General features: G+C 68.0%; 9 protein-coding genes. 3 read left to right on the top strand and 6 right to left on the bottom strand.

All coding sequences use genetic code 11. The features are described 5' to 3' along the window. Positions 1-141 precede the first annotated feature (141 nt). The 4 genes from trxB to D5R93_RS12885 form a co-directional block, all read right to left on the bottom strand. Positions 142-1,062, bottom strand: coding sequence for a thioredoxin-disulfide reductase (trxB, locus tag D5R93_RS12900; protein WP_120205632.1), 921 nt, complete (start codon positions 1,060-1,062; stop codon positions 142-144). A 103-nt stretch (positions 1,063-1,165) separates the two neighbouring features. After that, a complete protein-coding gene (locus tag D5R93_RS12895; protein WP_120205629.1) occupies positions 1,166-5,458 on the bottom strand; it encodes a murein biosynthesis integral membrane protein MurJ in 4,293 nt (1,430 codons plus the stop codon). After that, a complete protein-coding gene (locus tag D5R93_RS12890; RefSeq protein ID WP_162933982.1) occupies positions 5,455-7,809 on the bottom strand; it encodes a DUF6049 family protein in 2,355 nt (784 codons plus the stop codon). Before D5R93_RS12890 ends, D5R93_RS12895 begins: the two co-directional genes overlap by 4 nt. Before the next feature lie 44 nt (positions 7,810-7,853). Next, positions 7,854-8,363 carry an NUDIX hydrolase gene (locus D5R93_RS12885; protein ID WP_119835380.1) on the bottom strand — a complete coding sequence of 170 codons (510 nt, stop codon included), beginning with the start codon at positions 8,361-8,363 and terminating at the stop codon, positions 7,854-7,856. Between the two features lie 144 nt (positions 8,364-8,507). Between D5R93_RS12885 and D5R93_RS12880 the strand changes: the two genes are divergently transcribed. Next, positions 8,508-9,998, top strand: coding sequence for a CCA tRNA nucleotidyltransferase (locus D5R93_RS12880; protein WP_119835600.1), 1,491 nt, complete (start codon positions 8,508-8,510; stop codon positions 9,996-9,998). 38 nt (positions 9,999-10,036) lie between these two features. On the opposite strand, the gene D5R93_RS12875 is transcribed toward D5R93_RS12880, so the two are convergent. Both D5R93_RS12875 and D5R93_RS12870 read right to left on the bottom strand, forming a co-directional pair. Next, complete coding sequence (locus D5R93_RS12875; protein ID WP_119835381.1) at positions 10,037-10,798, bottom strand: hypothetical protein; 762 nt, start codon at positions 10,796-10,798, stop codon at positions 10,037-10,039. Further along, positions 10,791-11,465: an ATP-binding cassette domain-containing protein gene (locus D5R93_RS12870; protein WP_120205625.1), complete on the bottom strand. Its 675-nt coding sequence runs from the start codon at positions 11,463-11,465 to the stop codon at positions 10,791-10,793. Before D5R93_RS12870 ends, D5R93_RS12875 begins: the two co-directional genes overlap by 8 nt. A 167-nt stretch (positions 11,466-11,632) precedes the next feature. Between D5R93_RS12870 and D5R93_RS12865 the strand changes: the two genes are divergently transcribed. Continuing rightward, positions 11,633-12,859 (top strand): Gfo/Idh/MocA family protein, encoded by a 1,227-nt coding sequence (locus D5R93_RS12865; RefSeq protein WP_120205622.1) that lies wholly within the window; start codon positions 11,633-11,635, stop codon positions 12,857-12,859. Between the two features lie 243 nt (positions 12,860-13,102). After that, on the top strand, positions 13,103-14,635 hold the full coding sequence (locus tag D5R93_RS12860) for a glycoside hydrolase family 36 protein (protein ID WP_120205620.1): 1,533 nt from the start codon (positions 13,103-13,105) through the stop codon (positions 14,633-14,635). Positions 14,636-14,832 lie beyond the last annotated feature (197 nt).

The following is a 14,832-nucleotide window of genomic DNA, read 5'->3' as shown; positions in this document are numbered from 1 at the left end:
CGACGCGACGCGCAGATATAGGTTGCGTTGGCGTCCGAGCTGCGCACTTATACGCAGTGGAGTTGATGACGGGTATCGTGCCTCCTTGTCTACCGTAGAGCGGGCCTGCTTCGGGCCACTACGCCCAGTCGCAGCTCCACCTCACAGCGTGGCCAAGTAGTGTTCTGCGTCTAGGGCCGCGCGGCAGCCCGACCCGGCTGCCGTGACAGCCTGCTGGTAGACCGGGTCAGCGACGTCGCCACAGGCGAAGACGCCTGGTAAGCGAGTGCGCTGCGACGGAGCCTCGACTTGGATGTATCCTGCCTCGTCCAGGTCCAGCACGTCTTTTACCAACTCACTACGGGGAATCTGACCAATTGCCACGAACAACCCGGTTGCCTCGAGCTGACGCCGCTTCCCGGTCACCGTGTCCTCAAGCGTCACGCTGGTCAGGGAGTCCTGACCGTGCAACTCAGCCACAGTGGAGTTCCAGGCGAAGGTGATCTTGGGGTCGTCGTGGGCACGCTGTGCCATAACTGCGGAGGCCCTCAGCTCGTCACGGCGGTGCACAACGGTCACTGACCTGGCGAACCGAGTCAGGAACGTGGCTTCCTCCATCGCGGAGTCACCCCCGCCGACCACGACGATATCCTGGTCCTTGAAGAAGAACCCGTCGCATGTCGCACAGTAGGACACCCCGTGGCCGGAAAGGCGGTCCTCAGCCTCTAGCCCCAGGTGCCTGTACTCTGAGCCGGTAGAGATTATCACTGTACGGGCTTCGTAGGTGCCCTCATCCGTGACGACACGCTTGGTCAGGCCTTCCAGCTCCAAGGCGGTGACGTCCTCGTAGCGGATCTCTGCTCCGAAGCGTTCTGCCTGCTCTTGCATCTGGGTCATCAGGGTGGGACCCATTACACCTTGGACAAATCCAGGGTAGTTCTCCACCTCCGTTGTGTTCATCAGTGCTCCCCCGGCTGTCACCGATCCTGCCAGCACGACGGGTGCCAACTGGGCGCGAGCAGCATAGATAGCGGCGGTGTAGCCCGCAGGGCCGGAGCCGACGATGATGACGTCGTGAATCATGATCCTCCTGGTGTGGGAGTAGCACACGGTGCACGCTGGCTGACAAGGACCAGTGTCACTAGAGCAAACTGAGGATGAAAAGCGATTGTTCCCAAGCAAGGACCTATCGGAGGGTGATCTCGGTGATAGTGGCCTTATTGGAGCCGTCAGCGGCTCTGGGAAGTTCCGTGATCCATACGACAACTGATGCCGTCTCCGTGGACTCGAAGTCGAATGAGGTGACTTGCGAGGTGAAGGGACCTTCAGCCAGCAGCTCGCCCCCTGTAGGGTCCTCGGGACTCGTGGCACGAACCTGGATCGATCCGCCCTCCCCGGTTCCGTGGATGTCGATACCAGAGACCTCGGCAGACTCCTCCAGAGTCACGACAACTCCCACCCCGCCCTTGCCATCCATACCGGGGTCGTTGTAGTACCGGGAGAACCACTCCTGGGAGGTGTCCCCGTCCACCAGGAGGTCAGCCAGCTCTGGGTGCTCGTTCCCGTCGCCGAAGGGGTCCAGGCTCTGTGCGCCGCTGACGGTGATAGGCGCGCTGTCCTCACTGTCCTCCTCGTCCCCGGACTGCTCATCCGCCTCATCGCCGTCGTCCTGGGCCGACTGCGCCGATGTCGCGGAGGGAACCGTGTCGGCGGCTGGTCCGTCGGGGTCGGTAAAGCGGATTCCCGCCAGCTGTTGCAGAATCAGCACGGCAATGACAACGCCGACAAGAGCTACGACAACCAGGGTGAGGATGATGCTGGTCGTGGTACGGTTGACAGACTGGGCTAGTTCCTCGTCAACCTCATCCTCTTCCTCGTCCTCAAGGTCGTCGAAGTTGACCTCAAAGCTGCCTGTGAAGGGCTCAGAGGGGACAGGAGCGGCGCCTGGAGCTGTCTCCGAGGCGTTGGTCAGCACGCTCGGCATCGGGTTGACCGGGCCGGTGACCTGGACGTAGCCGATTCCTGCCCGAGGAGTCGCCTCCTCCTCGGCACGCAGGTCGCCAGCGACCACGGTGTCCTCGTCCATCGCGTCGTAAGCGGGACCTTGCTGAGCAAAGGAGTCCGTTACGGCAGTCTGCGAGGCGTGAGCGGCAGTCGCTGAGGCGGTAGCCGAAGCACCGCTATCCGTGCTGCTAGAGCGACGCAGACGATCTAGTACTCCGCGGGCAGCACTAGCAACCCCGGTACCTGCTGTACGTGATGTGGAGCCTGGTCCGTTCTGCTGGGTGCTGGTTCTCATCACGGCCGGGTAGTCCCGAGCGGGGTCGACCACGTAGCCGCTGACAGGCTCCCAGCTTCCCAGCGCCCGCGCGACCTCGGCGGCTGAGATGGGAGGCTGCCCGTTCCATGTACGCACGCACAGGTCGTCCAGGACCGGGTCGATACCAGCTACCAGCGTGGACGGGACGACGGGCGCGCCACCCAGACGAGGTGCGGAGGGGATCCCGGGACGTTTCCCGGGCCAACGGCCGGTCAGCCCGTAGTAGAGGATCTCCACGAGGGCACGGGCGTCAGCACGGTCGGCGGCAAGAGGGTCGTTCTTGGCGACCTTGCTCTCCAGGTCCAGAGCGGCGGCCTCGATCCCCAGCCCGCTGATCTTGACCTCTCCCCCGGGGAGCACCCGAATGGACTCAGGGGACAGGTTGAGGTGGTGCAGACCTTTACGGGCCCCGGCGTCAAGCGCCTGGGCTGTCTCACCAATGATGGCTCTGACCTGCGCCGAGGTGATGCCGCGGGCCACCAGGGAACTGAGGGTGCGGCCCGCCAGGGGCTCAGTGATGATGATGGAGGGCTCGGAGCGCTCAACATCGTATACCCGCTGAAGGCGCTCGTCGTCCACCAGTACGGCGCGGCTTGCCGCGTCCATGACACTGTCGCGGTGGACCGAGGCGTCCGTGAGCACGAGGATGGTCACCTCGCGGTCGAGGATGGTGTCAACACCGCGGTGTCGAACGATTCGGGGCAGCGTGGTGGACAGGGTCCCCAGGAGTCCGTAGCGGCCACTGCCAATCGGCGTCGCCTCAGACATGCGTCTCCTTCCTCGGGGTGACTGTCCGTCAGATACTGATGGACCCATCGTAGCGGTCCGTGGGCTCTGTGCCTGCTCGGTGGTGTGACCTGACGGGAGCACGACGGTGGACGGCTCTATGCTGACAGGCAGGTTGGCGGACAGGGGGGAGCTGTCCGGAGGTGGCGCGGGAGCGGCGCCCCGGGGGGTGACCGCAGCGCCAGCAGGGTGGGCTGGTGGTGGAGGGGAGGTAAGGGGCGTCGCGCGTGTGACGGCCTCGGGCGGAGGCATAGTCGTAGCTGCCGGAGAGGTACGAGGGACCGGCGGGACCGATGGGGGTACTGTCGGCGGTACAGCAGGTACCACCGGGCGTCGTACAGGTGACCGCCCAGCGCGGTCGGCCGAGGAAGGGGCGTGAGGAAGAACGCTGGGAGGGTAGGAAGCCTGCGGCTGTCCGTGCGCCGACGCCCCCTGAGGGGCGGTGGTAGGCACAGGCGGGGGTGGTGGTGCCGGGGCAGGCTGTGGTGTGGTGGGGGGTGCAGTAGAAGCAGCCGGAGGTGGAGGTGCCGGGGCCGCCCGTGGTGGAGGCGGCGCTGAAGGAATGGTCCTGCTTGTGGGGGCGCCACTAGCAGGAGCCGTCGTCGGTGTCATCCACTCTGCCAGGCGCAGCACCGATCGACCTGCCGGACCCGGCAGGCGCTGGCCAATTTTGACCAGGACCCGTGACAGCGGGCGGAAGGCAACGACAATCTCCTCGACGTTGACTATCCGTCCCATGACGAGGTAGGTGAAGGACATGACCGAGGCCACGACGACGACCTGGGTCGAGGCGGCCAGGAGACGGTTCAGGGACGAGGCTCCGTCTACCTCTCCCATCAGCGCTACCAGGACCATGCCGATGAGTACCGCAGGTGCTGCGGCCAGGCACAGGCGCAGGTGGGTGGTGGCGACCCTGCGCCCGTCCAGGCTCGGCAGGTGGCGCCGCATCAGCGGGACGACGACGACGCATGCGGCAACCTGGCTGAGGGTGTTGGCAAAGGCCGCCCAGGCCATCCAGTGGTTGGCCGGTGCCAGGAGGTAGGCCAGGGCGCACAGGACCACGGGGAGCAGGCCCACCACAGCGTCGGCGATAAGAAGCCGTTTAGTGTCCTCGTAGGCCAGCATGACTCGCTGGGTGGTGAACCAGATCCCCTGCGGGACGATCCCCAGGGCCAGGAGGACAAGGACCGGTGCGGTAGCCTGGGCCACCCTCAGAGAGATCGACGGGGTGAAGACCTGGAGTGCAGGCACTGCCAGGACGCAGATGCCTGCGGTAGCCAGCACCGTGAACACCCCGGCAGAGCGCAGGCCCAGTGACAGGTCGTCGCGCACGCCCTCCCGGTCGCCTGAGGAGGCCTTCTCGCTCATACGGGTGAACAAGGCGGTAATGATGGAGGTCACCACCAGGGACTGGGGAAGGATGTAGACCAGGTAGGCGTTGGACCACATCGTCGTTGACGGCACCACAACGTCGGCGTACTCAGGGAGCTCAGAGGCCGTGACCGCGGCTGAGCCCAGGTTGGTGGTGGCCCAGGTGCTCAGGGAGATGATGGCGACGCCGAGCAGCGCCCACAGGGCGACCCTGGAGCTCTGCCCTAGTCCCAGGCCTCGTATGCCAAAGACGATGCGTGGTTGGAAGCCGGAACGCACTAGGGGTATGTAGAGGATCAGGGCCTGGGCGGCGATGCCCAGGGTGGTGGTTGCTCCGATCAAGGTGATGCGGCCCGCGTCCCACACCTCCGGCCCCTGCCCGTCGGTATAGGCCCCGTAGACCCGGATGTAGGCAATGATGGAGATGATGGAGATGATGTTGTTGAGCACCGGCGACCACATATAGGGGCCGAAGCTGGACCGGGCGTTGAGGACCTGGCCCCACAGGGCGTAGAGGCCGTAGAAGAAGATCTGCGGCATGAACCAGAAGGCGAAGGCATAGGAGACCGGCTGCCACCGGCCCGAGGCGAGGGAGGAGGCGTTGACGTAGAACACCAGGGGAGCCGCAGCGGTGATCACCACCGTGACAACGAGCATGAGGGTGGCCGCGGCGGTCAGGAGCCGGTTGACCAGCTCCTCGCCGTTGCGCTTGCGCAGTGCCCGGACGATCTGAGGTACCAGGATGGCGTTGAGGACGCCACCGATCATCATGTTGTACAGGTTTGTCGGCAGGTTGTTGGCGGTGTTGAAGGCGTCTGCCGCCCCTGAGCCGGTAGCCCCCAGAGCGATGACGATGAGGGCGTTGCGCACCAGCCCCAGTACACGGGAGACCAACGTTCCCGAGGCCATGATCGCTGAGGAACGGGCCAGTGAGGCCTGGGACCGGTGCGGGTTCGGGGAAAGGAAGGAGCGTCTGGGCCGGGCGTGCCGGGGCGGGGTCATGCCTTCTCCTGGGCTGGTGCCGGTATGGTCGGCGTGACGGTGCGGCGTCCTCTACGTACCGTACGCGTCACGCCGGAGACCAGGACAAGGGCCAGGACGCCACCGACCACCCAGGTGCCGACAGACTCCCACGCCGCTCGCACCTGCATGTGCACGGTGGTCGGGGTTCCCACAGCCGTACCGTCATCCGCAAGGACCTCGATCGTCAGGTCAACGTCACCGGAGCCTACTGCCGTGACCGGGACTGTCGTCGTGACCTGGCTGCGTGCAGGGACCGTGACAGTGACACTGTCAGGCATCTGGAGACGCTGGCTGTCTGAGACCAGACGTACCTGGAGAGTCGCCTCCTGGCTCAGGGTCGAGACGATCCTCACCGGCAGGTCAGCCTCCGAGCTGATGATGTTGATGGTGGAGGAGGGAGCAGCGCTCAGCGCGTCGACAACCGAGTCCCCTGCGGCAACGGCAGAGTCCAGGTACGCGCGGCGGGCCTGGGGGTTGGAGCGCCAGGACGCTGAGGAGACGATGCTCGCCAGGTCACTGGCTCGCCCCAGAGCTGCCCGGGGGTCGGAGAGCACCGAGGCGATCGAGTCCAGGCGGCCTCCCGACCGGTAGGCCTCCGACAGGATCCCAGAGGTGATCTCGTCGCTGTCACTGACTTGCTCCGGCGGGTCCGTGCGGGCCACGTCCCCGCTGTCCCTGCTACCTGATCCTGACGGGTCCGGGCTCGCGGAGCTCCTGGCACTCCCCGTTTCCCCAGTCCCTCCCTTTTCGACCGTCCGCGACCTCAGGGTCTCCAGGTCCTGGGCAGTGACCCAGGACGTGTCCCGCAGGGCTGCCAGCCGCTGCGCGAGCACCTCCGGTTCTACCGCTGCGGCCGAGGCCCGGTCCAAGGTGATGACCAGGTCGCGACCCACAGATGGTGCCTGGCGGGTGAAGATCGCGGTCCGTGCACGCAGCAGCTGGCGCGTGTCCAGGTCGCTGAGCTCTTGGTCGTCGAGAGGCTCGGGCAGCTGCCCAGCCAGGGTGAGCGAGGCGGGCTCGTCGGGTACCAGTATCGTGCGACTTCCGATCGTCGTCGTTCCGGAGGGCGTGTAGGTGAGATCCTGGGTCACGGGGACGGAGCCAACGGGAGCGACGATCGTCGTCACGGAGTCAGGCAAGGCCTCCAGGGTCTGGGCGTCCAGCTGGGACGAGACGGGCCAGGCCAGCGTGGGGTCCGCCCCGGCACCAGCCACGGCTGAGGACTGGGACCTCTGGACGGAGGTGGTCAGGAGGTTGGTCTCCCCCAGGTGGGACAGGGCTGCCGTATCGGCGTCGTCCCAAGGCAGGGTCGCGACGTCGCCGTTAGCGATGGCACGGGTCAGGGCCGCAGTCAGCGATGCCGGGGCAGTTGGGGCCGAGGAGGAGCCTGAGGGGGTGGCAGACGGATCTGCAGTGGGTGCTGCAGACGGGGAGGCGGCTGCGGGAGAGGGTCCGGAGGGCTGCCCCGTGTGGGGGGTGCTGGGTGCGGTGGCCGTGCCTGTGGTGTCGGGTGGGGTCGAGCTGGCCAGGTCCCCCTGGAAGGACCCGGCGTCAACACCGAGAGCCTCCAGGAGTGCCGGGTCCACTGCCAGGACCACGCCGTCACCCGCCAGCTCCAGCAGGGCCTGGACCCGCTGCTGGACCTCAGTCACGGTCACCTCTGCGGCCGAGGAGTCGTCGGCCGCAGAGGCCGGGAGGGTCAGGACCATCAGTTCCTCGGCAGAGGCTGTGACAGGGATGACGGTGGTGACACGGGCCGCGTCCACACTCGAGGAGCTGTCCCACACGATGATGCTGCGGTCCTCAGCGACAGTGGCCCCGCCGTCGGTAAGGGCGACTTGGACGCCACGAGGACCCCACTGGTCGCGAGCGGACAGCGGCAGGTTCTCAGAGTTGACCGTCACGGAGAAGGAGGAGGTCTGCCCGGGCTGGAGCTGTGGCAGCCGTGTGGTAGACGGTGACGACAGAGAAGTGTCTCGCTCGTTGGCCAGCCACAGGGACAGCGTCTCGAAGGTGACCTCCGTGCCCTCCTGGATCTGGACCACCAGGGAGCTGCCTGACAGCGTCTCGTCGGTACCGTTGGCGATGGTGCCGGTGACCAGGAGGTCCTCTCCGTCGTGGATCACCTCCGGCGCCAGGGCGTCGATGCTCAGTGTCACCTGGCCGGACACCAGCTCGACCTCGCTGGGCAGCGCAACGGAGGCAGCAGAGACAGGTGCCGGGGAGGTCGGGGCCGCTGCCGACAGGGCACTGGCCGGGGCCAGCACCAGGGTCAGCAGACTCAGCGCTGTCAGCGCGGTCACCAGCGCTGCCGGCAGGCGCGGTTCCACCTTCTGGGGGCGGCGGCCGCGCCGGTGAGGTGCCTTCCGGCCCCTCATGCGTCACCCACAAGGATCTTCCGGGCGGCCGCCACGATACGACGCTCGTTGGGGTAAGCCAGGCGGCGGGCCACGTCGTCCAGGGCCACCCACTCGACGTCCTCCGCCTCGTGGTCGGGGTCGTTGGCGGTGGTGAGGAACCCGTCGACAGCTTCCAGGAGGAAGTGGTGTACCACCTTGTGGACGCGGTGCGCGTCGCCAGCGAACCAGTAGTCGATCGTCGCCAGGTGGCGCAGCACCTGGCCGGTGATACCGGTCTCCTCGGCGATCTCTCGCACGGCGGCCTCCTCCGGTGTCTCTGTTCCTTCCAGGTGCCCCTTGGGCAGGCACCACTCCAGCCGCCCACCACGGTTACGGCGCGCGATGACCGCGGTGAAGGCCTGACCAGCCTGGACGTCAACAACCAGGCCGCCGGCGCTTGTCTCGTCGACGACGGGGAGGCTGCGCGCACCCGCCCGGCGAGCCGCCGAGGCGGCGCGGGGCGTGCGGGTGCGACGGGAGGACATAGGGATACTCTAGGTCCAACAGCGGTGTCAATGGATGTGGACGAGACCTCCGCGTGGGTCGATGAGGACTGTCACGGCCAGAGCCGACCGGGTGCTGACAGGGACGCCGCCGCCGACGGCTCCCGACGTGGCAGGCTTGGCCTGATGACTGCGCAGACCCGTCCCCCCTCCCACGCCCCGCTCTCCGAGGAGCCAGATGCCTGCGGCCTGACCCCGACAGCACGCTGCGCGCTCTTTGCCCTACCGGTGCCCCTGGCTGCTCTGGCCCACACCTTTGCCCGGGCAGGCCACGAGATCGCCCTGGTGGGCGGGCCGGTACGTGACGCCTTCATGGGAACCACTCCCCACGACCTGGACCTGACCACCTCGGCCCGCCCGGAGCAGACGGAGGTACTGCTGCGTGCCTGGGGGGACGCCTGCTGGGACGTCGGACGCGACTTTGGCACGATCGGTGCCCGCAAGGGAGAAGTGGTCGTGGAGGTGACGACCTACCGCACCGAGGACTACGAGGTTGGCTCGCGCAAGCCGACCGTCTCCTACGGCGACACCCTGGAGGGGGACCTCACCCGCCGGGACTTCACCGTCAACGCCATGGCCCTGCGCCTGCCCGACCTGGAGCTTGTCGACCCCCACCACGGGCTGGCGGACCTGAGGGCAGGGGTCCTGCGCACCCCGGTCTCCCCTGTCCAGTCCTTTGACGACGATCCCCTGCGCATCATGCGGGCCGCGCGCTTTGCCGCCCAGCTGGGTCTGGATGTTGAGCCCGACGTGGTAAGCGCTATGTCCCAGATGGCGTCGCGGCTGAGCATCGTCTCTGCCGAGCGCGTGCGTGCCGAGCTGGAAAGGCTGCTGACCAGCCCCTGGCCCCGGCGCGGCCTGGAGCTTCTGGTGCACACCGGGGTGGCCGACGTCGTCCTGCCGGAGGTGTCGGCCCTGCGCGAGACCGTGGACGAGCACCGCCGCCACAAGGACGTCTACGAGCACACCCTGACGGTCCTGGACCAGGCCATCGACCTGGAGACCGGCCCGCAGGGGCCTGTGCCCGGACCCGACCTGGTGCTGCGCCTGGCCGCGCTCCTCCACGACATCGGCAAACCCGCCACCCGCCGCTTTCTGCCGGGCGGGACGGTGACCTTCCACGGGCACGACCACGTGGGGGCGCGCCTGGCCGCCAAGCGCCTGCGCGCCCTGCGCTTTGACAAGCAGACTGTCAAAGACGTGGCGCGACTGGTCGAGCTGCACCTGCGCTTCCACGGCTACGCCGACGCCGGGTGGTCGGACTCGGCGGTGCGCCGCTACGTCACCGACGCCGGTCCCCTGCTGGAGCGCCTCCACCGGCTCACGCGTGCCGACGTCACCACCCGCAACCGGCGCAAGGCCGCCATGCTGGACCACGCCTACGACGACCTGGAGGCACGTATCGACCAGCTGCGCAAGGCCGAGGAGCTGGCCGCGATCCGTCCCGACCTGGACGGCAGCCAGATTATGGCCGAGCTGGGGGTCGCCCCCGGACCGGTTGTGGGCCAGGCCTACCGCTTCCTGCTGGACCTACGCATGGAGAAAGGTCCCCTGGGTGAGGAGCTGGCTCGTCAGGCGCTGCGCTCCTGGTGGGCTGCCCGGCAGGACCAGGAGTAAGGGGCGGGGCTGGACGGGATGCGCGGGCGCGGCCTGCGCTAGGAGGCGTGCAGGCGCACGGCGCCCCGGCGGCGCAGACGGGAGCTCAGCCCGACGGCCAGCAGGCAGACCCCCATCCAGAGGATGTTGAGGACCAGGCTGAGCACGTAGGGTCCTGTCGAGTCGGTGGTGAACGGTGTTCCCAGGCAGACGCCTAGAGGCCCGTAGTACACCGGGTACCCCGTGTAGGAGGTGGACGCGCCTACCGCCCACCCGGTGCCCTCCAGCCCGGCCGTGCTCCACACCGCGGCGGCCTGCAGGCCGACCAGCACGACGAGTCCGCCGGCGTAGACCAGGAGCCGCAGGTAGAACCCCCTGAGGCCTGCGGCGGCGAGCCCCAGGAGCCATGCCAGGGACACCAGGGCTGCGCACGAGGCGAGCTTGGCGCAGACTGCGTAGGCTACCGCCCCTGCTCTGCCCTGCTCCGGCCACGTCGTGGCGTAGGCCAGCAGGGTGATGAGACCGGTGGCGCAGAAGCCGGTAGCGAGCGGGAGCGTCTTGACCAGGAGCTTTCTCAGGGGCGAGTGGGTGGAGAGCTGGAGGAGGATGTCTCCTTTGAGCACCAGAAAGATGAAGACGTGCGCCCCCACGTAAAAAGTGGTGGCTGCCGACACGAGGATGACGGCAAAGACCCAGACCACCTCGGTCACAGATCTGTAGGACTCCAGGAGTTCCCTGAGGAGGAGGGTGGCGGCGAGCACGACGGCGCACACCGAGAAGAAGCCCAGGTGCTTGCGCGCCTCGGTACGGATGTCACGCACGCAGCATCGCCTCCTTGATCCGTGCCTCCAGGCTCTGCCCGGACGATGCCTGCGAGGCCTGCGTGCGCAGCAGCATCCTGCCGTCGTGGAGCACGACGCACTCGTCGAAAAGAGGCTCCAGGCCAGCGATGAGGTGTGTGCTGACGATGATGAGGGCGTCGGCGGGCCTGTGCTGCCCTATGAGCTCCAGCATCCGGTCGCGTGTCACGGGGTCCACTGCTGCCAGGGGCTCGTCAAGGAGGTAGACCGACGACCTCCTGGCCAGCGTCATGCCGAGGTTGAGCTGCTCCTCCATGCCCTTCGACAGGTCGCCCACCTTCTTGGAGGTGTCCAGTGAGAGGCTGTTGATGATGGACCGGGCGCGGTCGCGGTCAAAGTCCTCGAAGTAGTCCCCCAGGACGTCAGGGACCGAGCCGACCCTCAAGAAGGTGTAGAGGAACGGGGAGTCTGGCAGGAGGGTCGGCAGTGCCGCGCCCGGGGTTTTCACCGAGCCCGACCGGAGGGGCAGCAGCCCGGCCAGGGCTTTGAGCAGGGTCGTCTTCCCGGCCCCGTTGTGACCAAAGAGACCCACGACACCAGGGGTGTCGAAGCGGATGGTCAGTGGGGCGAGGCGGAACCTTCTCCCTCGGGAGACGACGAGATCCTCCAGCTCGAGCAGTGCAGTCATAGGCTTAACCGTGGTGTTCGACAAGGGGTTAACTACAGGTGCAGGTGACGGCGTTGTCCAGGTCAGTCTCGGGATAGAAGAGACGGAAGAACCTTCGGGATGAAGGCTACAGCAGACCTGTCCTGGCGTGAGGGTGCGGACGCAGACGTGCCCGGGTCTGTGCCAGGATGGGACGGGGAGCAAGCGCTGGTGAGGAGGCGACCGTGACAGAGCTGAGGGTCGGCGTGGTGGGGGTCGGCGCGCGCAGTCCTCTGGCTGCCCTGGCCGAGTCCTCCCCTGTGCCTGCCCGACTGGTGGCAGCAGCAGATCCCGCGAACGACCGGCACCAGCGTGCCCGGCGGTTCCTGCCCGCAGGGGTCGAGGTGGTCTCCGACTACCGTGAGCTGGCCGAGGCGGGGCGCTCCGGGCTGGACGCCGTGGTCGTGACCACTCCGGACGACACCCATGAGGAGGTGGCCTGCGCCTTCCTGCGCGCCGGTGTGCCCGTCTACCTGGAGAAGCCGCTGGCGGTCAGCCTCAAGGGGGCGGACCGGGTGCTGGAGGTGGCGCGGCGCAGCGGGACCAGGCTGTACGTGGGCCACAACATGCGGCACATGGCCGTGGTCAGGCTGCTCAAGGACGTGGTGGACCGCGGCGAGATCGGTGAGCCCAAGGCGGTGTGGTGCCGACACTTTGTGGGCAACGGAGGTGACTACTACTTCCGGGACTGGCACGCTGAGCGGGCCAGGACCACCGGGCTGCTCCTGCAGAAGGCCGCCCACGACATCGACGTCATCCACTGGATCGCCGGGTCCACGACCCGCAGGGTGGTGGGGATGGGTGACCTCATGGTCTACGGCGCCGGGGAACGGCGCCCCCACGGGGCCAGCCCCGGCACCGTCATGGGCGACTGGTTCAGCCACGACCACTGGCCGCCCGATGCGCTGACCGGGCTCAACCCGGTGATCGACGTCGAGGACCTGTCTATGGTCCTCATGACCCTGCGCAACGGGGTCATGGCCAGCTACCAGCAGTGCCACTTCACCCCCGACTACTGGCGCAGCTACACGGTGATCGGGACGCGGGGCCGGGCGGAGAACTTCGGCGACGGCGCGGGGGGCGTGGTCCGGGTGTGGACACGACGCTCGGGCTACAGCGAGCACGGCAGCGCCGAGTACCCCATCACGGAGGAGGGGACCGGGCACGACAGCGCCGACCAGCGCACCATGGATGAGTTCCTGCGCTTCGTGCGTGACGGCGGGTCCACGCAGACCTCCCCCGTGGGCGCTCGCGACGCCGTGGCCACGGGCGCCCTGGCCACCGAGTCCCTGCGCTCGGGGTCGGTGCCCCGCGACGTCCCCCGGGTGGAGGAGCGCGTGGCCGCCTACTTCGAGGGCGGCCAGAGGCGGGGCTGATTCGGGGACGTTCAGGGCGGGGACTGGACCCAGACAGTAGCGGTGCGTGTCACGGTGCTGCGGGGTGTCGCTGCGTGCGGGTCGGTTCTCACCATCCGAGGCTCCCGACGACGATCAGGCTGTCCACAGGATGCCCCGGGAGCCTGTCGCCTGGCCGTGGGACCCGGTAGGTTGCGGTGTAGGCGGACAGCAGAGGGTCCATAAGGAAGGACTACGAAGACACCAGCAGGCAGGAGAGGACCCGTGATCCACCAGATTGACCTAGGCGGCCGGAGCATCGCCCTGGCCACCGACGGCGACGTCACCCGCAGGGACGGGAAGGCCTACGTGCGCGCGGCACACCTGAGTCTTCTCCACGACATGCGTGGCGGTGAGGTCTACCGCACCGGCCAGACGTCGTGGTCCCCCTCGGGGTGGCAACGGCTGGCGGATCCGCCCCTGCGGGTAGCCAACCCGGTTCGCCGCCGCACCGCTGACGACGACCTCTGGGACGACCCCACCCGTCACCACTCCTCCTGGGTGGCCGTGGTCGAGGACGCCGGACCCGTCGGAGAGAAGCCTGCCGGGGAGGTGGTACCGGACCGGCCCAGTGCCGTTCTCGTGGGCTGCCTGGAGGGCGAGACCCCCCGGGTACGCGTGGACGAGGCCGCCCTGGAGGCCTTCACCGAGACCGGGCGGCCCGGACGCTGGGTCATCCTGGTCGGATCCGCCACCCAGGTCATGACCGCCTACGCCCGGCAGCTAGGGGCGTACCAGGGGCGCCGTGAGATCAGGCCGCAGAGCGTGTGGTGCTCCTGGTACTCCTACTACGAGGGGGTCTCCGAGGAGGCCGTCGCGGCGGAGATCCCTGAAGTGGCCCGGTGCGGGTTCTCCACCCTGCAGATCGACGACGGCTGGCAGGCTGGGGTCGGGGACTGGCACGCGGGGCCACGCTTCCCCTCTGGCATGAAGGCGGTCGCCGACGCCGTCTGGGAGGCGGATATGACCCCCGGCCTGTGGGTGGCTCCCTTCATCGCCCTGCCCGGGTCCCGGGCAGTGCGGGAGCATCCTGAGGCCTTTGTTCGCGCTGCCGACGGCTCGCTGGCTGTGGCCGGGTCCAACTGGGGCTCCCACTACCACGCCCTGGACATGACCCACCCGCGTGCCCAGGACCTGGTATACGAGGTCATCGACCGGGTGGTCCACGAGTGGGGGTTCTCCTACCTCAAGCTCGACTTCCTCAATGCCGCGGCGGTCCCCGGGGTCCGGGCACAAGACACCGACCGTGAGCAGGCCTACCGTGAGGGCCTGCGCTTAGTTCGTCAGGCGGCGGGGGAGGACGTGTTCCTGCTCGGCTCGGGTGCCCTGCTCATGCCCTCCGTCGGTGTCCTCGACGCGGTGAGGGTTGGACCGGACGTGGCCCCCATGTGGGACAACTACGCTACCGACGACCCCAGTGACGCCACGGCCCGCAACGCGCTGCGAGCCAGTGCGAGTCGGCTATGGCTGGGAGAGGTCATCGGGGTTGACCCGGACGTGGCCTTCTTCCGGCACCGTCGCAACCTCCTGGACGACACCCAGATGCTCTGGCTGCGCGAGCTGGCTGCCGCCTGCCGCTTCCGGTGCGTCTCAGACCGGACGGCCTGGCTGGAGGAGGCGGAGAAGAAGGCGCTGCGGACGTGGGTCACCCGGGAGGAGGAGGTCGAGCTCCTGGGCCGCTACCGCTTCCGCGTGGGTGGCCGGGAGGTTGACCTCACCGAGGCCGTCGAGGGCTCGGCATCCCCCTACCCGCTGTGACAGGGCCGGTCTCCTGGGATCCCAGGGCTGACAGGGGGCAGGTGACGGTGCCGTCGTCCATGGTCAGGAGGCGCCCGGCCCGATGACCACCAGCCTGAGGGGCGGCTCCCCCGGGTGCTGGTGTCAACCTGATCGACCCCCTGACCAGGCAGGACGCCCCCGCTGTCGCCTGCAGACCGCCCAGCCTGACCCGACCG

The organism is Actinomyces lilanjuaniae, from assembly GCF_003606385.1.
Lineage (GTDB): Bacteria > Actinomycetota > Actinomycetes > Actinomycetales > Actinomycetaceae > Actinomyces > Actinomyces lilanjuaniae.
The sequence above is the reverse complement of the archived record's forward strand: the minus strand, read 5'-3'. Positions and strand labels throughout refer to the sequence as shown.